This is a genomic window from Streptomyces sp. NPDC050617 (genome assembly GCF_040654795.1).
Lineage (GTDB): Bacteria > Actinomycetota > Actinomycetes > Streptomycetales > Streptomycetaceae > Streptomyces.
In genome coordinates this window covers 14,214-40,068 of the sequence record NZ_JBFAIS010000009.1, presented here as the reverse complement: position 1 = coordinate 40,068, position 25,855 = coordinate 14,214, and the positions used below count along the sequence as shown (strand labels likewise).

The following is a 25,855-nucleotide window of genomic DNA, read 5'->3' as shown; positions in this document are numbered from 1 at the left end:
AGACGTGAACGACTGGCTCATCTACCGGGGCACGGGCGAGCCGCACCGTCGCATCGACGAGCTCCCCGCCCCGCCGCCGTGGCGCGACTTCGACGGCGGGCCCGAACTGGAGCTCGCCGACGCCGCCGACAGCTCCTCCACGCGCCGGCTGGGACCCGTCGGGGAGGCCGAGCTGTTCCGCCCGGAGGGCGAGGAGCTGGAGCTGATCAACGCGGCGCTCTATCTGCGCAGGCCGCTGCTGGTCACCGGCGACCCCGGCACCGGAAAGTCCACGCTGGCCCACGCCGTCGCCCGCGAGCTGGGGCTGGGCCGGGTGCTGCGGTGGCCGATCGTGAGCCGGACGACCCTGACCGAGGGGCTGTACCAGTACGACGCCATAGCCCGCCTCCAGGACGTACAGCTCGGCGGCGGGCCCGACCACGCGGTGGACGCGGCGGCGCCCCGCGGTATCGGCGGCTATATCCGGCTCGGCCCGCTCGGCACCGCCATGCTGCCCTTCGGCAGGCCCCGCGTGCTGCTCGTCGACGAGCTCGACAAGAGCGACATCGACCTGCCCAACGACCTCCTGAACATCCTGGAGGAGGGCGAGTTCCCCATCCCCGAGCTGGAGCGCATCGCCGACCGGGAGCCCCAGGTCGACGTGCTCACCGACGACGGGCGGCGGGTGCGGATCACCGGCGGCCGGGTCAGCTGCCGGGCGTTCCCCTTCGTCGTCCTCACCAGCAACGGCGAGCGGGACTTCCCCGCGGCCCTGATGCGCCGCTGCATCCACCTGCCGCTCGGCCGCCCCGACAAGCACCGCCTCGCCGCCATGGTCCGCGCCCACTTCGGCGAGTCGGGCGTCGCCACCGGCCAGGAGCTCATCAACGAGTTCCTGACCCGCTCCGCCACCGAACTGGTCGCCGCCGACCAACTGCTCAACGCCATCTACCTGTCCAGTTACGCGACCAAGAGCACCGAGGACCTCGCCAAGACCCTCATGCGGCGGCTCGACCGGTCGAGGTGATGGATGTGCCTGCCGTGCCCGACGACCCCCTGGCCGACGTCATCGGCCTGCTGCGCGAGCACGGCCTCGACCCGTCGGCCGAGGAAGTCGCCGACGGTCTGTGGCTCGCCCACTACGCGACGCCCCCCGCCGACCCGGCCGCGCGAAAGCCGCGCACCGACACGCGGCCGCCCAAGGACCCGGCCGGAACCGAGGGCGGCGCGCGGCCGGGGGAGCCGCGCCCGCGCGAGGCGCTGCCGATCCCGGAGCCGGCGCCCGACGACTCCGACGAGCCGGACCCCGTCGCCATCCACGCCGTCGGCGGCGCGTCCGGACGGCGCGCCACGGGCGGCGTGCCCATCGCCGTGCCGGCCGCCCCCACCCTGCCCAGCCTCCTCAAACTCCAGCGCGCCCTGCGCCCGTTGCAGCGCTACCGCCCCTCCGCGCCCGCCGTCCGGCACACCCTCGACGAGAGCGCCACCGCGGAGCGCAGCGCCCGCGCCGGGATGGTGCTGCCCGTCTTCAAGGCCGTGGAGCGGCGCGAGACCAGCCTCGCCCTGCTCATCGACGCCTCCCCGTCGATGGCCGTGTGGGACCGCACGCTGGAGGAGGTCCGGCAGGTCTGCGAGCAGCTCGGCGCGTTCCGCGACGTCCAGGTGCACCGGCTGCACGAGGTGCCCGGCGGCAAGCCGCTGATCGGCACGGGGCCGCGCGGCCGCGAACGGCTGCGCGCCGCCGACCAGTTACGCGACCCCACCGGCCGCCGCCTCACCGTGCTCATCAGCGACTGCGTCGGCCCCCTGTGGCGCAGCGGGCAGGCGCACAAACTGCTGCACCGCTGGGGGCGGCAGGCCCCCGTCGCCGTCCTCCAGCCGCTCCCGCAGCGGCTGTGGGCGCGCACGCGGCTGCCCGTCGAGCCCGGCACCCTGCACCGCGACGAGGAGCCCGGCGCCCGGCTGCGGTTCGCGTCCGCGCGGCGCGGCCCGAGCTGGGACGGCGCCGCCGCCGACCCCGCCGCCGAGGGCGCGCTGCCCGTGCCCGTACTGCCGCCCACCGAGGCGGCGCTGGGCACCTGGGCGCGGCTGCTGTCCGGCACGGGGGCGGCCGCGGCCCCCGGCGCGGTCGGCTGGGTGCGGGCCGACCAGGACGCCGTCGCGACCGTAGAGGGCGGGCCGCCGCAGCGCTCCCCCCGCGAGATCGTGCGGCGCTTCCGCTCGACCGCCTCCCCGGCCGCCGTGAAGCTCGCCGTGTACCTGGCGGCGGCCCCCCTCACGCTGCCCGTCATGCAGCTCGTACAGCGCACGATGCTGCCCCACTCCGGGCCCGCGGAGATGGCGGAGGTGCTGTTCAGCGGCATGCTGCGGCAGCTGGAACCGGCGGACCCGGACGACGCCGAGCAGTGGTACGACTTCCACGACGGCGTCCGGAACGTCCTGCTGGGCCCGCTGCCGCGGGACGAGGCGACCCTCGTGCTCAAGCACTGCTCCGAGTACGTCGCGCAGCGCTTCGGCACCGGGGCCCGCAACTTCCCGGCCGTCGCGGCGGCGCAGCTCACCGGCGTGCGGCGGGCGGGCGAGACGCTCCTGTCGGCGCCGGAGGCCGCGCTGCCCGCCGCCGGCGCGCGCCGCCCCGAGGACCGGCTGCCCCGCCCTTTCGCGGAGGTCTCCTACCAGGTGCTCCAGCGCTATCTGCCGACCCGCGCCGCCGAGCCCGCCGCGCCGTCCCCCGCCGCGCCGCCCGGCGGGCGCGCCCAGGCCGTGCGCCGCGCCCGCGAGCAGCTCGGGCACTACGACGAGCAGGGCGCGGTCGAGTTCCTGCTGGAGGCCGCCCGGCTGCTGCGGTACGCCGCCGAGTCCGCGGCCGGCCCGAGCGCGGAGGCGGAGGTGCTCCTCGCCGAGGTGCTGCTGCGGCTGTGGGAGGACCAGGGCGACCCCGGCGTGCTGCGGGAGGCCCAGGGGCCCGCGGCGGCCGCCGCCGCGCGCCCCGACGCCGGGCCGCGCGCCCACCGGGTGTTCGGCAAGGTGCTGCACGCCAGCGCCCGCGAGCTGATCTCCGCGGACGAGTCCGGCGACGCCCTGCAACTGCTGCGCGCCGCCGAGCGGGAGCTGCGGCAGGCCGCCGCGCGCGACGGCGCCGTCGACCGGGCGGTCCTGGACGCCGCCCTCGAATGGTCCTGGGCGATGTGGGACCTGTGGCGGCAGACCGGCGAACACGGTTACCTGGAGCGGGTGGTGGAGGAGCTGACGGAGCTGGTCGGCGACCCCACGGCCGGCCGCGGCCGGCTGGGCCCGCTCAACCTCCAGCTGGGCCGCGCGCTCCTCGCCCTGGCCGGCGCCCAGTCCGCGCCCGCCGCCGCCGGCTTCCTCGCGCTCCAGGCGGTGGTGCCGCTGTCCACCGCCGCCGAGCTCCTCGAATCCGTCGAGGCCCACTTCCAGCTGTACGTACGGGCGCTGCTCGACCTCGCCGACGCGCTGCTGCTGGGCGGCGAGGCGGAGCACGAGCGGGTGCTCGCCGTCCTCGACCGCGCCCGGCAGCTGACCGAGGACACGCCCGTACAGGCCGAGGCGCTGACCCGTACCGCCCGCGTGCACCGCGAGCGGTACGCGGCCTCGGGCGAGGCCGGCGAGCTGGAGCGGGCCGTGCGGCTGTACGCGGGGGCGCGCAAGGCGCTGCGCGCCGGCGACGCCGCGTACGCCGACGTGCTGACCGACTGGGGCGAGACCGCGCTGGAGCTGGCCCGCGCCGCGCCCGGCCGGGCGGGCGCCTCCGCCGCCGTGCGCGTGCTGCGCGAGGCCCGCGCCGAGATGGTGCACGACGACCCGCGGCTGAACCGGACGCTGCTGCTGCTGGGCCGGGCGCTGCTCCAGCGGTACGCCGACGAGTGGGACGTCGTCGACCTGCGGGAGGGCGAGTTCATCCTCAGCCGGGCGGCGAGCGGCGCCCAGGACCCGATGCGGGCCGCCGCGGCCTGGTACGACCACGGGCGCGCCCAGGAGCTGCTGGGCCAGCCCGAGCGCGCGGCCGACAGCTACGAGTCGGCCGCCGACGCCGCCCTCCTCGCCCGCGACGACCTGTCCGGCGCGGCCCGCCGGGAGGCCATGCGGCTCGCCGCGAGCGCCCTGCACCGCGGCGGCGAGGCGCTGCTCGACGCCGGGCTCCCGGTGGCGGCGCAGCGCTCGTACCAGCGGGCGCTGTACTGGTGGGATCTGCTGCCGGGCGGGGACGGCGGGGAGCGCGCCGACACCGAGGAACGCCTCCGCCGGCTCGCAGAGGATCACCGGCCATGAGTTTCCGCGCGGGTGTGAATGGGCACATGTTCTCAGCTGGCCAACGCGCTTGTGAGGAGAGCAGGTTGACAGACGACGGCACCGACGCCCGTCCCATGGGGCAGGACGGCGAGGGAGTCGGGGAGGGGGCCCTGCCCGATCTCACGGGCATCGACCTCGACGCGCTGCGCTCCCTGGACAGCCCGGCCCTGTCGGCGGTGCTCGACGTGCTGGTGCGCCGCACGGTGGAGCCCACGAGCGTGCTCTGCGCCTTCTCCAACGCGTCCTGACCCGCCGCCGGTTCCGGCCGCCCGGGGAGAGGCGGCGACGAGAGAGACACAGGGACGAGAGACACACAGGGGGGAGGCCGACGATGGCGCATCCGCACGCGCCCTGGCCGTACGACCGGCTCGACGTGGCCGCGCTGCGCGCCCAAGGCGTGGCCCCCGTGCCGTTCCGCCAGTTCGTCCTCAAGGTGCACAGCCGCTGCAACCTCGCCTGCACCTACTGCTACATCTACGAGGGCCCCGACGGCAGTTGGCGCGACCGCCCCGCCACCGTCTCGGCCCGTACGGTCGAGCGGACCGCCGAGCGCATCGCCGAGCACGCCCGCGCCCACCGCCTGCCCGCCGTCGAAGCCGTCCTGCACGGCGGCGAACCCCTGCTCACCGGCGTCGAACCGCTGCTGCGCCACCGCGACGCGATCCGCGCCCGCCTCGACGCCGGCACCGAGCTCACCACGACCACCCAGACCAACGCCACCCTCCTCACCGCGGAGCGCGTCACCCGCCTCGCCGACGCCGGCGTCCGCGTCGGCGTCAGCCTCGACGGCGGACTGCCCCGCCACAACCGGGCCCGCGTCGACCACGCCGGACGCCCCTCCTTCGACGCCGTCGCCCGCGGGCTGAGCCTGCTCGCCGAGCGGCCCGACGCCTACGCCGGCATCCTGTGCACCGCCGACCCGGCCGCCGACCCGGACGAGCTCTACGACTCCCTCCTCGCCTTCCGCCCGCCCGCCCTCGACTTCCTCCTCCCGCATGCCAACTGGTCGGCGCCCCCGCCGCACGCCGACCCGGCCGGCCGCCGCACCGTCTACGGCGACTGGCTCGCCCGGCTCTTCGACCGCTGGTGGGACGCGGGCCCCGGCGCGCCGCGGGTCAGGCTCTTCGAGGAGGCCGTGCTGCTGCTCCTCGGCGCGCCCAGCGCCACCGAGGCCCTGGGCACCTCGCCCGTCGCGACCGTCGTCGTCGAGGCCGACGGCGCGATCGAGCAGATCGACTCCCTGAAGTCCGCGTACGAGGGCGCCGCCGCCACCGGCCTCGACGTCTTCCGGCACCCCTTCGACGCGGCCCTCGACCACCCCGGCATCGCCGCCCGCCAGCTCGGCGCCCGCGCCCTGTGCGACACCTGCCGCTCCTGCCCCGTCCAGCGGGTCTGCGGCGGCGGCAACTACGCCCACCGCTACCGCGCGGGCTCGGGCTTCCACCACCCGTCCGTGTACTGCGCCGACCTGCGGCGGCTCATCCGGCACGCGGCCCGCCGCCTCGAAGAGTCCGCCGGCCGGGCCCGGCACACCGCGGCGGCCTGATGTCCCACCGCATGCCCCCGCAGGTGCTGGCCGCCCTCGCCCGCACCCAGTGCCCGCCCGCCGCCGCCGAGCTGCTCACCGCCTCCCAGTACAGCAAGCGCCTGCTGCTGCTGCGGGCCCTCGCCGACGAGGCCGGCGCCGACCCGCGCTTCGACGCCCACTGGAGGCTGCTGGCCATGGCCGAACGCGCCGACCCCGACGCCGTCCGCCAGGTCGTCGGCTACCCCCTCGTCGGCGCCTGGGCCGCCCGCGCGCTCCGCCGCGTACACGGAGACGACACACCGTCAGGGACGCCCGCGTCAGGGGACGTCGGCCTCGCGGACGGCCTCGCGGCCGTCGCCGCCGCCGCGGCCGCCCGCGCCGGCGTGCCCTTCCGCGTCCGCCTGCCGCTGCGCCGCGGCGCGCTCGTCCTGCCCTCCGTCGGCGCGCTCACCCACCCCACCGCCCGCGACGTGCTGATCGAGGGCGGCCGGGGCGGCGCGCCCTGCCCGCCCGGCTTCCGCCGGCTGCCGCTCACCGCCCTGCCGCCTGCCGGGCCGCACGCCGCCCCCGTCCCCTTCGACGACCTCGACCCGCACCGCGCCCCCGACGGCGGTTCCGGCCCCGCCGTGGTCCCCACCGACCGCGCCACCGACGACGACCGGGCCCGCTGGCACACCCTGTGGCGGGACGCCATGGCGCTCCTGGAGCGCGCCGCGCCGGAGCGCGCCGCCGAACTCGCCGCGCTGCTCGGCTGCGTCGTGCCGCTGCGCACCCCGGCCGCCGGCCTGGTGGCCGCGACGATGCCGGACGCCTTCGGCGCGGCGTTCACCTCCCGGCCCACGACCGCCGTGGACCTCGCCGCCACCCTGGCGCACGAGATCCAGCACTCGAAGCTCGCCGCGGTCCTCGACCTCGTGCCGCTGCACCGGGCCGGGCCCGAGCCGCGCCACTGGGCGCCCTGGCGCCCCGACCCGCGCCCGTTCGGCGGCCTCCTCCAGGGCCTGTACGCGCACGTGGCCCTCGCCGACCTGTGGGGCCGCATCGCGGCCCTCCGCGGCCCGGAGGAGCGGACCGCCTGGGACGCCCACGCGCGCTGCTGGGCCCAGGCCGGCGCCGTCCTCCCCGGGCTCGTACAGGCGCCCGAACTCACCGCCGAGGGAAGGGAATTCGCGCAGGCCATGGCCGACGCGTACGCTCGGTTGCCCGCGTACCCCGGCGCGCTCGGCCCGCGGGCGCGAGCCGCCGCCGAGGTGGAGGCGGCGCGGCGCGTCCGGATAGGGCGGCGCATGGGCACGGCTCTGCGGTAAGAACAGAGAGAAACAACCGAGTGGGCGCCGGACACCCCCGCCGACTCGACTGTCGCTTCGCTCCGGAACGAGTTCAGACACGAGGGGAACGGTCGGATGGCCGCACAGCGAGGAGCCGGCGAGAGCGCCGGGTCACAGCAGTTCACCATCAGCTACGCGGGCTACAACCGGCCCTGGGCCGCGTGGATCAGCCACCGCCTGCAGCGCCTGGGCCACCGGCCGGTGCTCCGCCGCTGGGACGGCTCGGTGGACCAGTCCCTGGAGAGCACGCTGACGGACCTGCTCGACCAGCCCGGCAAGACCCTGCTGATCCTCAGCGACTGGTACTTCTCGCTCGGCCCGCGCACCGAGGACGAGTGGAACGCGGCGCTGCACGCCGTCGTCGAGCCGCACGCCGACCGGTTCGCCGCCGTGAGCGTGACGACCCGTCAACTGCCGAGCGGAACCGGGCTGCTGGCCCCCGCGGACCTGTGGCGCATCGGCGCCGAGGAGAGTGAACGACGGGTGCTGGGCCGACTGGGACTGCCGACCGACGGCCCGTACATCGAGGACGACCGGCCCGGCACCCCCCGCTTCCCCGACGACCCGCCCGAGGTCTGGGGCCCCGTACCGCGCCGCAACCCCCGCTTCACCGGCCGCGACACCCTGCTCAGCAACCTCCACGACTGGTTCGAGGACGCCCCCAGCGGGGCCGCCGTCTGCGCCCTGCACGGCATGTCCGGCGTCGGCAAGACCCAGCTCGGCTCCGAGTACGCGCACCGCTTCGCCTCCGACTACGACCTGGTCTGGTGGGTGCCCGCGCACACCCGCGCCGCCATGCGCGAGGGCCTCGCCGCCCTCGCGCCCGCCCTCGGCCTCGTCGACGCCGGCAGCGAGTACGGCGAGCGGATCCGCGCCGTCCACGAGGCGCTGCGCGTCGGCAGCCCGCACAGCCGCTGGCTCCTCGTCTTCGACGGCGCCGACGACCCCGCCGCCGTCGCCGACGCGGTGCCCTCCGGCCCCGGCCACGTACTGATCACCACCCGCAACCGCGACTGGGGCGGCCACGACGCCGAGCTGATGGACGTCCCCGTGTACGCGCGCGACGAGAGCGTCGCCTTCGTGCGCCGCCGCGCCGACCGGCTCAGCCCCGCCGAGGCCCACCTCCTCGCCGCCGCCCTCGACGACCTGCCGCTCCTCCTCGACCAGACCGCCGGGTGGCTCGGCCAGTCCGCGATGCCCGTCGAGGAGTACGTGGCCCTGGTCAGCGGCTCCGTCTCGGACTCCGAGGACGTCCTGCAGACCTCGCCGTCCTACCCCGAGGCGTTCCCCAAGGCGTGGGACATACTGCTCAACACCCTCCGCGAGAACATGCAGGAGGCCGTCGACCTGCTCCGGCTGTGCGTCTTCTTCGCGCCCGGCCCCGTGCCGCTGCGGCTGCTGCGCGAGATGGGCACGGGACGGCTGCCCGAGCGGCTCAGCTGGCTGACCAACGACACCCTCAAGTGGAACCGCGCGCTCAAGATCCTGATCCAGTACTCCGTCGTCCGCATCGAGTACCAGCAGGCCATCTCCGAGGACGCCGGCACCGGCGTCGAGACCGTGCAGATGCACCGCATGGTGCACGGCTTCGTCCGCGACACCATGTCCGACCGCGAACACACCACCCTCTCCCGCGTCGTGCAGGAGTCCCTGACCGCCGCCGACCCCGGCCGCTCCTCCGACAGCCGGCTCTGGTCCCGCTACGCCGAACTCGTGCCGCACCTCGAATCCTGCGGCGCCCTCGACAGCGAGGACCCCAAGGTCCAGCGGTTCGTCCTGAACTGCCTGCGCTACCTCTACCAGCGCGGCGAGTTCCGCACCGGACTGGAGCTGTGCGAGAAGGTCCGCGACGCCTGGAGCGCCCTCCTCGGCCCCGACCACGACCAGCTGATCATCCTCGCCCACCACCAGGCCAACATGTTGCGGATGCTCGGCCGCTACCGGGAGGCCGAGGAGCTCAGCCGGACCGCCGTCGACCAGCTCAACGCCCAGGACGACCCCGACGAGCTGGAACTCCTCAAGGCCATGAGCGGCCTCGCCGCCAACGTCATGGCCCGCGGCCGCTACCCGGAGGCGCAGGGCCTCCTGGAGACCGTCTGGGAGCGCTACCGCGAACTCCTCGGCGACGACGAGCCCCGCACCCTGAGCGCCCGCAACAACGTCAACGTCGTGCTGCGCCTCCTCGGCCGGTACCAGGAAGCCCTCGACCTCGACCGCGAGACGCTCGAAGCACACGAACGGGTCCTGCGCACCCTGCACCCCAGCACGCTGGGCAAGGCCCTCAACTACGCCTGGGGGCTGCGCCTCCTCGGCCGCTACACCGAGGCCACCTCCCGCCAGGAGCTCGGCGTCCGCCTGCACCTCCAGGTCCTCGGCCGCAACCACCCGCAGACCCTGATGGCCCAGCACAACCTGGCCATGTGCATGCGCCGCCAGGACAGCGACCTCTCCGCCGCCGAGACCCTGCTGTGCGCCACCCTGGAGCGCAGCGAGCGGGTCCTCGGCCGCGACAACCCCGGCTCGCTCCGCGTCGCCTGCGACTACGCCAGCCTGCTGCGCGCCGTCGGCACCGACCTCGACGACGCCCGCCGCCGCGCCGAGGACGTCGCCGGGCGGTACGCCGCCGTCATGGGCGAGGACCACCCCTTCACCATCGGCGCGTACGGCAACATCGCGCTCGCGCTGCGGGAGACGGGCGAGCGGCAGGAGGCGTTCGAGGCGGCCGAGCAGGCGCTGGCCCGGATGCGGGAGGCCATGGGCGAGGACCACCCCTGGACGCTGGGGTGCGCCCTCAACGCGGCGAGCTGCCGCAACCTCATCGGCCGCGTCGACGACGCGACCGAGCTCAGCCGCGACACCCTGGCCCGCGCCCGCCGCGCCCTCGGCGGCCAGCACCCGCTGACCCTCTCCTGCGAGGTGGGCCTCGCCGCCGACCTGCGCGGCCTCGGTCAGCGCGACGAGGCGGACAAGCTGGAGCACGACGCGCTCCAGCAGCTCTCCCGCACCCTCGGCGCCCAGCACCGCCACACGGTCGCGGCCCGCACCCGCATCCGCCCCTTCTGGGACTTCGAACCGCAGCCGGTGTAGCGGCTGCGAAGGTACGGCCGTACGACGCGTCTCGTACGGCCGTACCGCGCTGTCCGGGGGCCGCGGGCCCGATGTCTCCGCGGGGGCCTACCGGGCCCGGCAGTCCCGGCCCGTCTGGGATTTCTCGACGGCGGCGATCACGGCGCCCAGCCTGGCGCGGGCGCTCACCAGCTCGCCGATCCTGCCGTCGATGCGGTCCCCCTCCGCCGCGAGCCGCTCCAGCAGCTCCGGCGTGGCCTGACCGTCCACGACGTGCGGCAGCATCTCCCTGATCGACTTGCTGGGCACCGCGGCGGCGTACAACTGCTGGATCACCAGGACGCGGTGGACCGCGCTGTCCGGGTACCGCCGCTGGCCGCTGGGGCTGCGTTCCGAGGCGAGCAGGCCCTGCTCCTCGTAGTAGCGCAGCGCCCGCACGCTGACGCCGGTCCTGGCGGCGAGCTCGCCGATACGCATCATGTCCTCCGCCGTGGGCCCGACAACAGCACTTGCCTCTCACGCCAACGTCAGGTTTTAGCGTAACGCGCGACGGCACCGCCCCCGCCGCGACGGCGGAGGGCGGGACCGTGCCCGGCTGTCCGCCGGCCTCCCCTCGGACCCGCGAAGGAAGAACCCCCATGAACGCGACAGACACGCCTGCCACGCACGCGGCCGGCCCCGCCGCCGCCCCCGTCGTCTCGGTGAAACCGGTGGTGCTGGAGGCATCGGGCCGCGCCGAGGACCTGCGGGTGCGGATATCCGCGCCGACGACCGGGAGCGGGCTGCCGGTCATCCTCCTCTCGCACGGCTACGGCTCCTCGCTGGACGGCTACGGGCCGCTGGCCGACTACTGGGCCGCGCACGGCTTCGTGGTGATCCAGCCCACCCACCTCGACTCCCGGACCGTGGGGCTGCCCGAGGACGATCCCCGCAGGCCGGGGCTGTGGCGCCGCCGCGTCCAGGACATGAGGCTCGTCCTCGACCGGCTCGACGTGCTGGAGGCCGCGGTGCCCGGTCTCGGCGGACGCGTGGACCGCGGCCGGATAGCCGCGGCCGGGCACTCCTTCGGCGGCCAGACGACCGGCGTCCTGCTGGGCCTGCGGCTCCTCGACCCGGAGAGCGGGACGAAGGAGGACCTGTCCGACGCGCGGGTCACGGCGGGCGTGCTGCTCGCCACGGCCGGCCGGGGCGGCGCCGACCTGACCCCCTTCGCGGCCGAGAACCTGCCGTGGCTGAAGGCGCCGGACTTCGGATACCTGGCCAAGCCGGCCCTCGTCATCGCGGGGGACAAGGACGAACTGCCGATGTCCGTACGGGGACCGGAGTGGATGACGGACCCGTACCACCTGAGCCCGGGGCCCAAGAGCCTGCTCACCCTGTACGGGGCGGAGCACTCCCTCGGCGGCATCACCGGCTACGAGGTCCGGGAGACGACGGACGAGCACCACGAGCGCGTCGCCCTGATCCAGCGGACCACCCTGGCGTACCTGCGCCACGCCCTCGGCATCGACGACGCCGGCTGGACGGCGGCTCGCGAGGCGCTGTCCCAGCACCCCCTGGGGCGGCTCGAATCCAAGTAGCGGCCCCTTGAAGAACCGGAGACGCCGAGAGGCCCGGCCCCGCGCGATGCGGGGCCGGGCCTCTCGGACGTACTGGCGTCGACCGAGGTCAGATGTCGAAGACCTCGTTGACCAGGGCCACCTGCTCGGCCTGGTGGCGCTTGTTGGAGCCGACCGCCGGCGAGGAGCCGTGCGGGCGGGAGACCCGCCGCAGCCGCTCCGGGGCCGGGATGTCCGCGCCGACCGCCAGGTCGAGGTGGTCGATCAGGTTGAGCGCGACGAACGGCCACGCACCCTGGTTCGCCGGCTCCTCCTGGGCCCACACGAACTTCGCCGCGTTGGAGTACCGGGCGATCTCGGCCTGGAGCTCCTCACCCGGCAGCGGGTAGAGGCGCTCGATGCGGACGATGGCCGTGTCGGTCAGACCGCGCTTGGTCCGCTCCTCGACGAGGTCGTAGTAGACCTTGCCGGAGCAGAAGACGACCTTGCGGACGTCCTCGGCGTTCACCGAGTCGTCGCCGATCACCGGGCGGAAGCTGCCGGTGGTGAACTCCTCCGCCTTCGACGTCGCCGCCTTCAGACGCAGCATCGACTTCGGGGTGAAGACGACGAGCGGCTTGTGGTGCGGGTTGTGCACCTGCCAGCGCAGCAGGTGGAAGTAGTTCGACGGCAGGGTCGGCATGGCGACCGTCATGTTGTTCTGCGCGCAGAGCTGGAGGTAGCGCTCGATCCGGGCCGAGGAGTGGTCCGGGCCCTGGCCCTCGTAGCCGTGCGGCAGCAGCAGGGTGACCCCGGAGGTCTGGTTCCACTTCTGCTCGGCGGAGGAGATCAGCTCGTCGATGACGGTCTGCGCGCCGTTGGCGAAGTCGCCGAACTGCGCCTCCCACATGACCAGCGCGTCCGGGCGGGCCAGCGAGTAGCCGTACTCGAAGCCCATCGCCGCGTACTCGCTGAGCAGCGAGTCGTAGACGTTGTAACGGGCCTGGTCCTCGGAGAGGTAGAGCAGCGGCGTGTAGTCCTGGCCGGTCTCCCGGTCCACCAGCACCGCGTGGCGCTGGCCGAAGGTGCCGCGGCGGGAGTCCTGGCCGGCGAGCCGGACCGGGGTGCCCTCCATCAGCAGCGAGCCGATGGCCAGCGTCTCGCCGGTGCCCCAGTCGATCGTGCCGTCCTCGACCTGCGTCGCCCGGCGCTGCAGCTGCGGGAGCAGCCGCGGGTGCACGGTGACCCGGTCGGGGATGTTGACCTGGGACTCGGCGATCCGCTTGAGGACCTCCTGGGAGATCGCGGTCTTCACCGTGACCGGGAACTCCGCCTGCGGCGCCGGGACCTCGGCCGGGGCCGGGGCCGTGGTGGCCTCCCGGACCTCGGTGAAGACCTTCTCCAGCTGCCCCTGGAAGTCCTGGAGCGCCTGCTCGGCCTCTTCCAGGGTGATGTCGCCGCGACCGATGAGGGACTCGGTGTAGAGCTTGCGCACCGAGCGCTTCTTGTCGATCACGTGGTACATCAGCGGCTGCGTGAACTCCGGGTTGTCGGTCTCGTTGTGACCGCGGCGCCGGTAGCAGATCAGGTCGATGACGACGTCCTTGTTGAACGCCTGGCGGTACTCGAAGGCGAGCCGCGCGACGCGCACCACGGCCTCCGGGTCGTCGCCGTTCACGTGGAAGATCGGCGCCTCGATCATGCGGGCCACGTCGGTGGCGTACATGGAGGAGCGGGCCGACTCCGGCGCGGCGGTGAAGCCGACCTGGTTGTTGATGACGACGTGCACCGTGCCGCCGGTGCGGTAGCCGCGCAGCTGCGACATGTTCAGCGTCTCGGCCACCACGCCCTGGCCCGCGAAGGCCGCGTCGCCGTGCAGCAGGACGGGCAGGACCGTGAAGTCCGTGCCGCCCTTGCCGATGACGTCCTGCTTGGCGCGGGAGATGCCCTCGACCACCGGGTCGACGGTCTCCAGGTGCGAGGGGTTGGCGGCCAGCGAGACCTGGATCTGCTCGCCGTCCAGACCGGTGAAGGTGCCCTCGGCGCCCAGGTGGTACTTCACGTCGCCGGAGCCGTGCATCGACTTCGGGTCGAGGTTGCCCTCGAACTCGCGGAAGATCTGCGCGTACGACTTGCCGACGATGTTGGCGAGGACGTTGAGCCGGCCGCGGTGGGCCATGCCGATGACGACCTCGTCCAGGCGCGACTCGGCGGCCGAGTCGATGACCGCGTCGAGCAGCGGGATGACGGACTCGCCGCCCTCCAGCGAGAACCGCTTCTGGCCGACGTACTTGGTCTGCAGGAACGTCTCGAACGCCTCGGCGGAGTTCAGCCGGCGCAGGATGCGCAGCTGCTCATCGCGCTCGGGCTTGGAGTGACCGCGCTCCACGCGGTCCTGGATCCACTTGCGCTCCTTGGGGTCCTGGATGTGCATGAACTCGATGCCGGTGGTGCGGCAGTACGAGTCGCGGAGCACGCCCAGGATGTCGCGCAGCTTCATCATCGACTTGCCGGCGAAGCCGCCGACGGCGAACTCGCGCTCCAGGTCCCACAGCGTCAGCCCGTGCTCGATGATGTCGAGGTCCGGGTGCTTGCGCTGGCGGTACTCCAGCGGGTCGGTGTCGGCCATGACGTGGCCGCGGACCCGGTAGGAGTGGATCAGGTCGAAGACGCGCGCGGCCTTGGTGACGTCGTTCTCGTGCGAGACGTCGATGTCGCGGAGCCAGCGGACCGGCTCGTACGGGATGCGCAGCGCCTTGAAGATCTCGTCGAAGAACTCGTTCTCGCCGAGCAGCAGCTGGTTCATGATCCGCAGGAACTCGCCGGAGGCGGCGCCCTGGATCACCCGGTGGTCGTACGTCGAGGTCAGCGTCATGACCTTGGAGACGCCCAGCTTGTTCAGGGCGTCCTGGGAGGTGCCCTGGAACTCGGCGGGGTAGTCCATCGCGCCGACGCCGAGGATCAGGCCCTGGCCGGGCATCAGGCGCGGCACGGAGTGCACGGTGCCGATGCCGCCGGGGTTGGTCAGCGACGCGGTGACGCCGGTGAAGTCGTCCATCGTCAGCTTGTTCGCGCGGGCGCGGCGGACGATGTCCTCGTACGCCTGCCAGAACTCGAAGAAGTTGAGCGTCTCCGCCTTCTTGATCCCCGCGACCACGAGCTGGCGGTCGCCGTTGGGCTTGACCAGGTCGATGGCGAGACCGAGGTTGACGTGCTCGGGCTTGACGAGGGTCGGCTTGCCGTCCTTCTCCGCGAAGGAGTGGTTCATCGACGGCATCAGCTTCAGCGCCTGCACCATGGCGTAGCCGATGAGGTGCGTGAAGGAGACCTTGCCACCGCGCGCGCGCTTGAGGTGGTTGTTGATCACGATGCGGTTGTCGAAGAGCAGCTTCACCGGGACGGCGCGCACGGACGTGGCCGTGGGCAGCTCCAGCGAGGCGTTCATGTTCTTCGCGACCGCCGCGGCGGGACCGCGCAGCGGGACGTACTCGGTGCCCTCGGGCGGAGCGGCCGCGGGCTTCGCGGCGGGCTTCGCCGGGGCCGGCGCGGGCTTGGCGGCCTGGCTCGGGGCGGCGGCCGGAGCTGCCGGGGCCGCGGGAGCGGCCTGGGCGGGCTGCGGAGCGGCCTTCGCCGGCTGGGCCTGCGCGGCGGCCGGCGGGGCGGTGGTGGGGGCCGGAGTGTCGGCTCCCGTGACGCCCTGCGGCGGCTGGGCCGCCGGGGCGCCCGGCTTGTAGTCGGCGAAGAAGTCCCACCAGGCTCGGTCGACCGAGTTCGGGTCCTGGAGGTACTGCTGGTAGATCTCGTCGACGAGCCACTCATTGGGGCCGAAGACATCGGCTGGACTCTTGCCCGGCCCGTTCTCTTCGGTCGAGATGCTCGAGGTGTTGGGGGACTGTGGCGACACGGCGGCAACCGCCCTCTTCCGCTTCCTAAGGTGGTGGACAGCGGGAATAAAGGCTACGCCTCTTGGGACCTTGCTTGCAGGCCACACGGGCCAGTCGTCGCGCAAGTCACATTGTTGGGTTGGTTTCGTGGCATGACTTGGCGGGAAACACACCGAGTTTCGCTGTCCTTGAGGTCCCCAAGGCTCTCCGAGGGTTCGGGTGATAGCGCCCACAACCCTCGAATGTGTGCTTCCGACGTCGACCCTACGTCAACTCGTCTGTCGAGGCGTTCCCGGAAGAGTGACTTGTATGCGGCACCCACGGGGGGATTCGGCCACACCGATCCGGCCACCGTGCAGATCGACCGCCCAGCGCGCGATCGCCAGCCCCAGCCCCGTCCCGCCGTCGGTGGCCGGACCCTGCTGACCCGAGCCGCCCCGGTTGAAGCGCTCGAAGACCCGGTGCCGCTCGGACTCGGGGATGCCGGGCCCCTCGTCGATGACCTCCAGCGCCAGCGTCTCCTCGCCCTCCCCGCGCCGGGCGCGGACCGTGACCCGGCCGCGCTGCGGACTGTGCTTGACCGCGTTGTCGACCAGATTGGCCACGACCTGGTGCAGCCGCTCCACATCCGCGTACGCGGTCAGCTCCGGCGGGGATACGTCCAGGTGGAGATGGACGTCCTTGCGGGTGTGCGGCGCGGAACCGCTGCCGTTGGCCATGCTGGCCTCCTTCAGCACGCCCGCCAGATACGGCCAGACCTCGAAGCGCCGCGAGTGCAGCGGCACGACGCCGTTGTCCAGCCGGGACAGGTCCAGCAGCTGCTCCACGAGCCGGCCCAGGCGCTGCGTCTGGCGCAGCGCGATCCGCATCGTCTCCGGATCCGCCTCCGAGACGCCGTCGACGACGTTCTCCAGCACCGCCCGCAGCCCCGCGATCGGGGTGCGCAGCTCGTGCGAGACGTTGGCGACCAGCTCCTTGCGGTGGGTGTCCACCGCCTCCAGATCGGCGGCCATGTGGTTGAAGGCGGTGGCCAGGTCGCCGAACTCGTCGCGCCGGTCGGCCCGTACCCGCCGGGTGTAGTCGCCGTGCGCCATGGCCCCGGTGACCTCGGTCATCTCGTCCAGCGGCGCGGTCAGCCCCTGCGCCACGAACTGGGTGATCAGCAGCGAGGCGATGATCGAGAAGACGGTGATGATGCGCAACTCGGTCGCGGAGTGGATCGCGACGAAGACCAGCAGGGTGGTGATGGTCACCGACCCGATGACGAGCGCGCCGAGCGCGGCCTTCACCGAGCGGTACGGATCGAGGGGGCGCAGCGCCTCCCAGACCCGGCCCCAGGTCCCCGCGCGCTGGTCCCGTTCGGTCCCGGTCACGGGCCGCCACCGCCGCTCGCGCCGCCGCCGGGCCCTCGCGCGTACGTGCCGCGGCCCGGCCCGCCGCCCCGTATGCGGCTGCGGCCCGTCATGCGGCCGGGGTCTCCAGCGCGTAGCCCACCCCGTGGACCGTGCGGATGCGCTCGGCCCCGATCTTCCGGCGCAGCGCCTTGATGTGGCTGTCCACGGTCCGGGTCCCGGAGGCGTCGGCCCAGTCCCACACCTCCGCCAGCAGCTGCTCGCGGGAGAGCACCGCGCGGGGCGTGTTGGCGAGGCAGACCAGCAGGTCGAACTCGGTCGGCGTCAGATGCACGTCGCTGCCGCGCACCCGCACCCGGCGCTGCGCGTGGTCGATCTCCAGCTCGCCCAGGCGCAGGATGCCGCTGCGCGGCGTGTGCGCGGCCATCGCCGCCCGCTCCACCCGGCGCAGCAGCACATGCACCCGCGCCGCCAGCTCCCGCATCGAGAACGGCTTGGTCATGTAGTCGTCCGCGCCGACCCCGAGCCCCACCAGCATGTCGGTCTCGTCGTCGCGCGCGGTCAGCATCAGGACCGGCACCGGCCGCTGCGCCTGGACCCGGCGGCAGACCTCCAGCCCGTCGAAGCCGGGCAGCATGATGTCCAGCACGAGGGCGTCCGGCTGCCACGCCTCGGCCGTCTCCACGGCCGCCGGCCCGTCGCCCGCGGTCTGCACCTGGAACCCCTCGGCGCGCAGCCGTGCCGCGATGGCGTCGACTATCGTCTGGTCGTCCTCGACGACCAGCACCCTGCGCTGTGCGCCCGGAGTGGCCGCGGCGCCGTTCGGGCTGATGTGTGTCTGCTCCATGCGCCCCGCCCTTAGCGTCTTTCCGTGCCCGGTCGTGCTTGGTCACGCCTGGCTCGTGCGTGCCTGGTCGCCTCTACGCAAAGCAGAGTACGGGCAGGTGGCGGGGGACGGCTACGCGCCCCGAACCGCCAGGTGGACCACGTCCGGTACGCCTCGGGCAACTGCGATCTCTTCCGTCCGTACACCCGTGAACCCGGCATTCCGGAGCGCCTCGTCGAAGGCCGGGGAGGGCTGCGCGGACCAGACGGCGAGCACGCCGCCGGGGTTCAGCCGGGCGCGGCAGGCGGCGAGTCCGGCGGGGGAGTAGAGCCCGCCGTTCTCCTCGGTGACGGTCCACTCCGGGCCGTTGTCGATGTCCAGGCAGAGCGCGTCGTAGGCGTGCGGGGCGGTGCGCACGTACGCGACGAGGTCCGTGTGCAGGATCTCGGTCCGGGGGTCGGCCAGCGCCCCGGCGGAGACCGCGGCGAGCGGCCCGGCCAGGTGCCAGTCGATGACGGCCTGCTCGCGCTCGACGACCGCTATCCGGCCCCAGCGCGGCTCGGCGGCGGCCCGCGCGAGGGAGAAGCCGACGCCGAGGCCGCCGATCAGCAGGGCGGGGGCCGGCCGCTCGGGCGGCAGCGCGGTGAGGGCCGCGTCGACGAGCAGGCGCTCGGAGCGGCCGTCGGAGGTGTCCATCAGGAAGCAGCCGTTGGCGATGATCTCGTAGACGGCGTCCCCGGTCGCCCCGGGGCCCTTGGACGCCGCGCCGCCCGCCGGGCGCCGCCGGAGCACCACCTCCCCGTACGGACCTTCGCGGCGCTCCAGGGTGACGGGGGCGTCGGCGGTGTCGTACTGCGGTGACATGGTGCGGGACCTCCGGGCGGCTCGGCGGTGAACGCGGTGGTGAACGACGGGGAAGCTCGGGGGAAAGGTGTGGAGACGGGACGCCTCGTACCCATTTTCGGTTGCCCATTGTGACAGGAGTCACTGACAGGGCTTGATTGCCGGGTCGACCCTGCACCTTAATCTTCTGAGACCGACCAGGTTCTGAGCGCGACCGAGGGACACGGCCGCCCGGAGGGAAGGGGTCCGACCGCCGTGACCTTGGTGGACGCTGCCGACGCGCCCGTTGTCACCCCGTCGGAGGTCGCGCGCCCGCCCGCGCCGGTATGGCTGAGACGAGCCCTGGGGGCGCGGCCCTGGCGGATCCTGCCGACCCCGCTCGGCACCCCGTTCACCTTCGGCTACGCCCTCGTCCTGATCGCCACCGCCGCGTACGCCGACTACGGCGACCAGGAGACCGTGGGCCGGCTGCTCCGCGACTCCAGCACCGACGTCGCGCACCTCTCGGACCGGCCGCTGCTCGTCCTCGTCGCGAGCGCGCTGTGGGTCGCGGGCGGGCTCCAGTCGGCGTACGGGCTCGCCTTCCTCTTCATCCTCACGGCCCTCGAACGCCGCGTCGGCGGCCCGCGCACCATCGGCGTCTTCCTCCTCGGCCACGTCGTCGCGACCCTCGCCACGGAGCTCCCGGTCGCCTGGGGCGTCGCCATGGGCGAGCTGCCCACGGCCTCCCTGCACCGCCTCGACTACGGGATCAGCTTCGGCCTGATGGCCTGTACGGGCGCGCTCGCCGGGCTGCTGCCGCCCTGGGCGCGGTGGACGCTGCTGGGGTCGGCGGGGCTGCTGTGCGCCCGCGACCTGCTGGAGTACCTCGACCCGCTCTCCGCCTGGGGCCATCCGCTGGCCGGCCTGGTCGGGGTCGCCTGCTGGCCGCTCGTACGGCGGCAGATGCGGGAACGGGCGGCGGCGCGGGCGATGACGCGGCTCTGAGGAGCCGTCGGCTTCGGCACGGGCCTTCCCGGCGCGCGGGCGCGGGCTGAGAGAATGGGGGTCCGCCCCGCCGGGCGGCGACCGCCTCGCACCAGGAGCCCACGCACGTTGTCCGACGACGACCGCGCCCAGCCGACCACCGGCACCGCCGGCCCGACCGACGCGTCCGGCGCCGCCGAGGGCGCCGACGCGCTCGGCCTGCGCTCCGACTGCGCGAGCTGCTTCGGGCTGTGCTGCGTCGCGCTGCCCTTCGCGGCCTCGGCGGACTTCGCGATCGACAAGCCCGCCGGGAAGCCCTGCCGCAACCTCCGGACGGACTTCCGCTGCGGCATCCACGCCGACCTGCGGCAGCGCGGCTTCTCCGGCTGCACCGTCTTCGACTGCTTCGGCGCGGGCCAGAAGGTCTCCCAGGTCACCTTCGGCGGCCGGGACTGGCGGCAGGCGCCGGAGACCGCGCGCCCGATGTTCGACGTGTTCCCCGTCATGCGGCAGCTCCACGAACTCCTGTGGTACCTCGCCGAGGCGCTCTCCCTCCCGCAGGCCCGCTCCCTCCACGGCGAGCTGCGCGCCGCCGTGCGCCGGACCGAGCGGCTGACCGGCGGCAGCGCCGAGGAGCTGGCGGAGCTGGACGTGGCGGCGCACCGGGGCGAGGTCAACGAACTGCTGCTGCGCGCGAGCGAGCTGGTACGGGCCGGTGTCGCGGGGCGCAAGAAGAAGAACCACCGGGGCGCCGACCTCATCGGGGCCCGGCTCCGCGGCGCGAACCTGCGGGGCGCGAACCTGCGCGGCGCGTACCTCATCGCCGCCGACCTCAAGGGGGCGGACCTGCGCTCGGCCGACCTGATCGGCGCCGACCTCCGCGACGCGGAGCTCGGCGGCGCGGACCTCACCGGCAGCATCTTCCTCACCCAGGCCCAGCTCAACGCGGCCAAGGGCGACGCCGCCACCAGGCTCCCCGAGGCCCTGACGCGGCCGGGGCACTGGAGCTGACGCGCTCGGCGGCCGGCGATGCGACCGGCGGCGCGGGGGCGGCCGGCGGCCGTGCGGACGTGGGCGCTGCCGGGTGCGCGGGTGGTGGTGCGGGCGGTGGCGCCTTCGGCGCGGGCCGGATGACGTGCGGGGATGCGGACGGGCCGGTCGGCGTGTCAACATCAGTGCATGCTGACATCAGTCGAGGCTGATCTGCTCCAGGTCCTCTCCTCCCCGCTCAGGCTCCGGATCGTGACGCTGCTCGCCCGCGAGACGCTGTGCACCACGCACCTGGTGGAGGAGACCGGCGCACGCCAGACCAACCTCTCCAACCACCTCAAGGTGCTGCGCGAGGCCGGCGTCGTGGACACCGAGCCGTGCGGCAACTTCACGTACTACCGGCTGCGGCCGCAGGTCGTCGAGGCGCTGGCCGGCTCGTTCGCGGAGCTGGCCGCCGCCGCGCGCGAGACCGCGGCCGCCGACCGCAGGAGGCCGTGCCTGTGACCCGCGCCGACCCCGCCGCGACCGCTCCAGGACGTACGGACGCGCCGCCCGCGTCCCCCGTCGCCGCGCGGCTCTCCACGCTCGACCGCTTCCTCGCGGTCTGGATCCTGCTGGCCATGGGGCTCGGGCTCGGCCTGGGGCGGCTGGTCCCCGGCCTGAACGACGCCCTCGCGGCGGTCGAGATCGGCGGCGTCTCGCTGCCGATCGCCGTCGGCCTGCTGGTCATGATGTACCCGGTCCTCGCGAAGGTCCGCTACGACCGGCTCGACGCGGTCACCGGCGACAAGAGGCTGATGGTCTCCTCGCTCGTGGTCAACTGGCTGCTCGGGCCCGCCGTGATGTTCGCGCTCGCCTGGATCTTCCTGCCGGACCTGCCCGAGTACCGCACCGGCCTGATCATCGTCGGCCTCGCCCGGTGCATCGCGATGGTCATCATCTGGAACGACCTGGCCTGCGGCGACCGCGAGGCCGCCGCCGTGCTCGTCGCCCTGAACTCCGTCTTCCAGGTCGTCGCCTTCGGCCTGCTCGGCTGGTTCTACCTCGACCTGCTGCCCGGCTGGCTCGGCCTCGGCGACGGCCACCGCCTGGACATCTCCATGGGGAAGATCGCCCTGAACGTCGTCGTCTTCCTCGGCGTCCCGCTGGTCGCCGGGTTCCTCACCCGCCGCCTCGGGGAGCGGAGGCTGGGCCGGGAGCGGTACGAGGCGAAGGTGCTGCCGAGGATCGGCCCCTGGGCGCTGTACGGGCTGCTGTTCACCATCGTCGTCCTCTTCGCCCTCCAGGGGCGGACGATCACCTCGCAGCCGCTGGACGTCGCCCGCATCGCGCTGCCGCTGCTCGCCTACTTCGCGCTCATGTGGTTCGGCACGTTCGCTCTCGGCAAGGGGCTCGGCCTGCCGTACGACCGCACGGCGACCCTCGCGTTCACCGCTGCGGGCAACAACTTCGAACTCGCCATCGCGGTCGCCATCGCGACCTTCGGCGTCACCTCCGGCCAGGCCCTCTCCGGGGTCGTCGGCCCGCTCATCGAGGTGCCGGTGCTGATCGCGCTGGTCTATGTGTCGCTGGCCTGGCGGCGGAAGTTCGGCGCCGGGGCGGGGTGAGGCGCGCGCCCGGCGGAGGGCGCGACGGGCGGTCCGGGCCGTTCGCCGGGGCGCCCGCCGCGCGCCGGCGGCCGTACGCCGGCGGTATCCGCCGCCGACGGGTTGCCGGATGCGGCCGGGCTCCGTAACGATGCCCTATGAGCCTGACGACGGAAGGCCGCGCCCCGGGCCCGGTGCGCTTCTATCTCGCCTGCGACCGCGGGGGCTGCACGGAGCGGGTCACCTTCGACCTGGTGATCGCCGAACCACCGCCGGACGAGGAGCTGGATCTCACCAACTTCCTGCTCCACGAGGCCAAGCAGGCGGTTCCGCACATCGCCGAGCTGGGCTGGATCTTCATCCAGGGCGGCGAGGGCTACTGGTGCCCGGCCTGCTCGACGCCGTCCCGCGGGCCCGCCGCCGGGGCCTCCTGAGGCGGCGCGCGCACCGCCTGCTCGTACGGATCGCGCGTACCGCCTGCTCGTACGGACCGTACGCAGCGCCTGCTCGTACGGATCGCGCGTACCGCCTGCTCGTTCGGACCGCGTGTGCCGCGGGAGCACCGGTCCGCGTCCGCCCCCGAGTTGCGGCAGGCTATGGCCATGGATTCCCGACTCGACGACGCCCCCGGCCACTCCTGGCTCGGCCCCCCGATCGACGCCCGCGCCCTCTTCGCCCCGGAGCACGCCGCGCTGATCGCCACGCTGCGCGGCCTCGCACCCGCCGACTGGCGCGAGGAGGCGGTGCCCGGCTGGACCGTACGCGATCTCGCCGCGCACCTCCTGGGCGACTGCTATGGACGCCTCTCCCGCGACCGCGACGGCCACCGGGACGGCCCCGCCTTCGCGGCGGGCGAGACGCTGGAAACGTTCATCCACCGCATCAACCAGGAATGGGTGGACGCGCTGTCCCGGGTGAGCCCGGCGGCGCTCACCGACACCCTGGAACTGATCGGCGGGCAGACCGCCCGGTTCTTCGAGGACGCCGACCCCGGATCGCCGTCGCTGGGGGTGTCCTGGGCGGGCGCCGACCCGGCGCCGATGTGGCTGGACAGCGCCCGCGACTTCACCGAGTTCTGGACGCACCGCCAGCAGATCCGGCACGCCGTGGGCCAGGGCACCGACGCCGATCCGCGGTTCCTGTCCGTGGTCCTGGACACCTTCATGCGGGCGCTGCCGCATACGCTGCGCGGGGTCGAGGCGCCGGCCGGGACGCGGGTGCGGGTGAGCGTGGCCGGACCGGCGGGCGGGAGGTGGACCGCGACCGCCATGGACGGCGGCGCGTGGTCCCTGGCCCCCTCGGTCGGCCCCCAACAGCCCGCGGCCACGCTCCACTTGGACGCGGAGACGGCCTGGCGCCTGTGCACGCGCGGCGTCCAGCCCGCCGAGGCCCTGGCCCGCGCCCGTATCGACGGCGATCGCGAACTGGCCGAGGCCGCCTGCCGGATCGTGTCCGTCATCCACTGACAGCCGGTTCCGCGGGGCGACTCAGCGGCCGATGACGACCTTCCCCATGCCCGCCCCCTTCTCGAAGTAGGAGAACGCCTCCGGCGCGGCGGCGAACGGGAAGACGCGGTCGATGACGGGCCGCAGCCGGTGCCGACCGATGACCCGGTTCATCCGCTCGAAGTCGCTCCGGCTGCCGACGACGACGGTCCGCAGCGCCGCGCCGCGCCGGAAGAACCGCGTCAGGTCCATGCCGCCGCCCGACGCGAGATTGCCGACGAGGGAGATCCGGCCGCCGTCGGCGAGGGCGTCGACGGACTGGGCGATGGTTCCGGCCCCGCCGATCTCCACGACGAGATCGACGCCGCGCCCGTCGGCGAGCGCCCGTACCCGTGCGCCCCACTCGGGCGTACGGGCGTAGTCGACGACGTCGGACGCGCCGAGGGCCTTCAGGCGCCGGGCCTTCTCCGCGCTGGACGTCGTGGCCAGCACGCGCGCCCCGGCCAGGCGGGCGAATTGGAGGGCGAAGACGGACACCCCGCCCGAGCCCTGGACGAGCAGCGTGTCGCCCGGTCCGATACCGCTGACGGCCGACCACGCCGTGAGCGCGGCGCACGGGAGGGTGGCCGCTTCCTCGTAGGAGAGGTGGTCGGGCACGCCGACCACGCTCTGCTCGTCGACGGCGATGTACTCGGTGAGCCACCCGTCGCGCTGCACGCCGTACAGCTCGCCCCAGCCGGGGAACGGCCCGTAGAGCCAGTCCGGGTGGAAGCTGCTCATGACGCGGTCCCCGGCCCGGAACCGCGAGACGCCGTCGCCGACCGCCGCCACGACGCCCGCGCCGTCGGAGACCGGTACGCGCCCCGGCGGCACCGGGGCCGAGTACGTTCCGCTGACGATGAGCCGGTCCCGCGCGTTGAGCGCGGCGGCCTTCACCCGTACGAGCAACTGCCCGGCGGCCGGGACGGGCACGGGCCGCTCCACGGGGACGACCGGGACGCCGGGGTCGCCGCTCACCTCGAACGCGCGCATGGACTCTTCTCCGGCTGCACCGGCGGCTGTAGCTCTCACGCCTTCACGCTAGGACCGGACGACTGGACGGAAAGTATCATCGAGTCCAGGATTTGGTGCCGATCGTCCAGGAGGTGGGGAGTGGACCCGATCGACGACCTCCTCGCCACGATGAAGATCGAGGACGCCCGGTACGTACGGATAGCGGCCCGCGCCCCCTGGGGCATCTCGTTCCCTCCCCGGCACCTCGCCCGTCTGGTGCTCGTCTCCAGCGGCTCGTGCCTGCTGACCGCGGACGTCCTCGACGGCCCGCGGCGGCTGACGGCCGATGACTGCTTCCTGGTGCGCGCGGGCGTCGGCTTCACGCTCCAGGACGAGCCCGGCAGGCCCGTCGTCGACTGCGAGGACGTCCTCGCCCGCGCGCCCGGAGCGACGGCGCGGGCCGGGGGCGACGGCGAGCTGACCGAGATCGTCTCCAGCCGGTTCGCCTTCGACGCGGTGGCGGCCGAGCCGCTGTTCACCCTCCTGCCGCCGCTGTTCCGGCTCAGTCTGGACGACACGGCCGCCCATCTGCTGCGCGCCACGTTCGACCTCATCGCGGGGGAGGGCGCGACCGGCCGGATCGGCGCGGGCTTCGTCATGAGCCGGCTGTCCGACGTGCTGTTCGTGCAGGCGCTGCGGGCCTGCTGCGCGGAGTTCGGCGGCGGCGCGGTCGGCTGGCTCGCCGCCCTGCGCGATCCGCGCCTCGCCCAGGTCATGCGGGAGGTGCACGAGGACCTCGCCCACCCCTGGACGGTCGACGTCCTCGCCCGCAAGGCGGGCATGTCCCGCTCGGCCTTCGCCGCCCTCTTCAAGGAGAAGGCGGGCGACACCCCGCTCGGCTACCTCACGGCCTGGCGCATGTACCGCGTGAAGACCCTGCTCCGCGAGACCCCGCTGAGCGTCCAGGAGATCGCCGTCAGAGTCGGCTACGACACCGGCAGCGCCCTGAGCCGCGCCTTCCTCCGCCGGGAGGGCATGGCCCCGGGCGCCTGGCGCCGACTGAAGGGCCGCCCCTCGCGACCCGCGGAAGCCTGAGCCGTTCCCGCGGCGTCCGCGGCCCGATCGCGTGATCGCTCACAGCGAACATCCGCCGGGGAACAACAGGCGCCTCATATGCATTGAGTCCATACAGCTCAACTTGCATGCCGAAGGGAAGA

Annotated in this window: 20 protein-coding genes; 14 read left to right on the top strand and 6 right to left on the bottom strand. The window is 73.9% G+C overall.

Features of this window, described 5'->3' with window-relative positions:
• Positions 1-4: 4 nt before the first annotated feature.
• The 6 genes from AB0I49_RS14410 to fxsT all read left to right on the top strand — a co-directional run bounded on the left by AB0I49_RS14410 (position 5) and on the right by fxsT (position 10,236).
• Positions 5-1,006 (top strand): MoxR family ATPase, encoded by a 1,002-nt coding sequence (locus AB0I49_RS14410; RefSeq protein WP_363227263.1) that lies wholly within the window; start codon positions 5-7, stop codon positions 1,004-1,006.
• A gap of 14 nt (positions 1,007-1,020) precedes the next feature.
• Positions 1,021-4,272 (top strand): SAV_2336 N-terminal domain-related protein, encoded by a 3,252-nt coding sequence (locus AB0I49_RS14405; protein WP_363227262.1) that lies wholly within the window; start codon positions 1,021-1,023, stop codon positions 4,270-4,272.
• A gap of 65 nt (positions 4,273-4,337) precedes the next feature.
• Positions 4,338-4,541 (top strand): FXSXX-COOH protein, encoded by a 204-nt coding sequence (locus tag AB0I49_RS14400; protein WP_363227261.1) that lies wholly within the window; start codon positions 4,338-4,340, stop codon positions 4,539-4,541.
• An 83-nt stretch (positions 4,542-4,624) separates the two neighbouring features.
• A complete protein-coding gene (locus tag AB0I49_RS14395; RefSeq protein ID WP_363227260.1) occupies positions 4,625-5,839 on the top strand; it encodes an FxsB family cyclophane-forming radical SAM/SPASM peptide maturase in 1,215 nt (404 codons plus the stop codon).
• A complete protein-coding gene (locus AB0I49_RS14390) occupies positions 5,839-7,128 on the top strand; it encodes an HEXXH motif-containing putative peptide modification protein (protein WP_363227259.1) in 1,290 nt (429 codons plus the stop codon). The genes AB0I49_RS14395 and AB0I49_RS14390 overlap by 1 nt, the downstream gene beginning before the upstream one ends.
• A 96-nt stretch (positions 7,129-7,224) precedes the next feature.
• Complete coding sequence (fxsT, locus tag AB0I49_RS14385) at positions 7,225-10,236, top strand: FxSxx-COOH system tetratricopeptide repeat protein (RefSeq protein WP_363227258.1); 3,012 nt, start codon at positions 7,225-7,227, stop codon at positions 10,234-10,236.
• A gap of 87 nt (positions 10,237-10,323) precedes the next feature.
• On the opposite strand, the gene AB0I49_RS14380 is transcribed toward fxsT, so the two are convergent.
• A complete protein-coding gene (locus AB0I49_RS14380) occupies positions 10,324-10,692 on the bottom strand; it encodes a MerR family transcriptional regulator (RefSeq protein ID WP_363227457.1) in 369 nt (122 codons plus the stop codon).
• A gap of 161 nt (positions 10,693-10,853) precedes the next feature.
• On the opposite strand from AB0I49_RS14380, the gene AB0I49_RS14375 reads away from it, so the two are divergent.
• Positions 10,854-11,795 (top strand): chlorophyllase, encoded by a 942-nt coding sequence (locus tag AB0I49_RS14375; protein WP_363227257.1) that lies wholly within the window; start codon positions 10,854-10,856, stop codon positions 11,793-11,795.
• A gap of 88 nt (positions 11,796-11,883) precedes the next feature.
• Here the strand turns inward: AB0I49_RS14375 and AB0I49_RS14370 are convergent, their stop codons facing one another.
• The 4 genes from AB0I49_RS14370 to AB0I49_RS14355 form a co-directional block, all read right to left on the bottom strand.
• Positions 11,884-15,657 (bottom strand): multifunctional oxoglutarate decarboxylase/oxoglutarate dehydrogenase thiamine pyrophosphate-binding subunit/dihydrolipoyllysine-residue succinyltransferase subunit, encoded by a 3,774-nt coding sequence (locus AB0I49_RS14370; RefSeq protein WP_363227256.1) that lies wholly within the window; start codon positions 15,655-15,657, stop codon positions 11,884-11,886.
• 249 nt (positions 15,658-15,906) lie between these two features.
• Positions 15,907-17,010 (bottom strand): HAMP domain-containing sensor histidine kinase, encoded by a 1,104-nt coding sequence (locus tag AB0I49_RS14365; protein ID WP_363227255.1) that lies wholly within the window; start codon positions 17,008-17,010, stop codon positions 15,907-15,909.
• Positions 17,011-17,098: 88 nt separating this feature from the next.
• Complete coding sequence (locus tag AB0I49_RS14360; protein WP_363227254.1) at positions 17,099-17,836, bottom strand: response regulator transcription factor; 738 nt, start codon at positions 17,834-17,836, stop codon at positions 17,099-17,101.
• A gap of 111 nt (positions 17,837-17,947) precedes the next feature.
• On the bottom strand, positions 17,948-18,679 hold the full coding sequence (locus tag AB0I49_RS14355; RefSeq protein WP_363227253.1) for a spermidine synthase: 732 nt from the start codon (positions 18,677-18,679) through the stop codon (positions 17,948-17,950).
• A 234-nt stretch (positions 18,680-18,913) separates the two neighbouring features.
• On the opposite strand from AB0I49_RS14355, the gene AB0I49_RS14350 reads away from it, so the two are divergent.
• The 6 genes from AB0I49_RS14350 to AB0I49_RS14325 all read left to right on the top strand — a co-directional run bounded on the left by AB0I49_RS14350 (position 18,914) and on the right by AB0I49_RS14325 (position 23,666).
• Positions 18,914-19,645, top strand: coding sequence for a rhomboid-like protein (locus AB0I49_RS14350; protein WP_363227252.1), 732 nt, complete (start codon positions 18,914-18,916; stop codon positions 19,643-19,645).
• Between the two features lie 108 nt (positions 19,646-19,753).
• On the top strand, positions 19,754-20,635 hold the full coding sequence (locus AB0I49_RS14345; protein WP_363227251.1) for a pentapeptide repeat-containing protein: 882 nt from the start codon (positions 19,754-19,756) through the stop codon (positions 20,633-20,635).
• A 168-nt stretch (positions 20,636-20,803) separates the two neighbouring features.
• Complete coding sequence (locus tag AB0I49_RS14340) at positions 20,804-21,118, top strand: metalloregulator ArsR/SmtB family transcription factor (RefSeq protein WP_363227250.1); 315 nt, start codon at positions 20,804-20,806, stop codon at positions 21,116-21,118.
• Entirely contained in the window at positions 21,109-22,221 is a 1,113-nt protein-coding gene (arsB, locus tag AB0I49_RS14335; protein WP_363227249.1) for an ACR3 family arsenite efflux transporter, read from the top strand. Before AB0I49_RS14340 ends, arsB begins: the two co-directional genes overlap by 10 nt.
• A gap of 137 nt (positions 22,222-22,358) precedes the next feature.
• Positions 22,359-22,634 carry a hypothetical protein gene (locus AB0I49_RS14330; protein WP_363227248.1) on the top strand — a complete coding sequence of 92 codons (276 nt, stop codon included), beginning with the start codon at positions 22,359-22,361 and terminating at the stop codon, positions 22,632-22,634.
• 168 nt (positions 22,635-22,802) lie between these two features.
• Positions 22,803-23,666 carry a maleylpyruvate isomerase family mycothiol-dependent enzyme gene (locus tag AB0I49_RS14325; RefSeq protein WP_363227247.1) on the top strand — a complete coding sequence of 288 codons (864 nt, stop codon included), beginning with the start codon at positions 22,803-22,805 and terminating at the stop codon, positions 23,664-23,666.
• Between the two features lie 21 nt (positions 23,667-23,687).
• On the opposite strand, the gene AB0I49_RS14320 is transcribed toward AB0I49_RS14325, so the two are convergent.
• The gene (locus AB0I49_RS14320) at positions 23,688-24,677 is read right to left on the bottom strand and encodes an NAD(P)-dependent alcohol dehydrogenase (protein ID WP_363227246.1); all 990 of its coding nucleotides are present in this window, start codon (positions 24,675-24,677) and stop codon (positions 23,688-23,690) included.
• A 120-nt stretch (positions 24,678-24,797) separates the two neighbouring features.
• Here AB0I49_RS14320 and AB0I49_RS14315 point away from each other — a divergent pair, with 120 nt between their 5' ends.
• On the top strand, positions 24,798-25,733 hold the full coding sequence (locus AB0I49_RS14315) for an AraC family transcriptional regulator (RefSeq protein WP_363227245.1): 936 nt from the start codon (positions 24,798-24,800) through the stop codon (positions 25,731-25,733).
• Positions 25,734-25,855 lie beyond the last annotated feature (122 nt).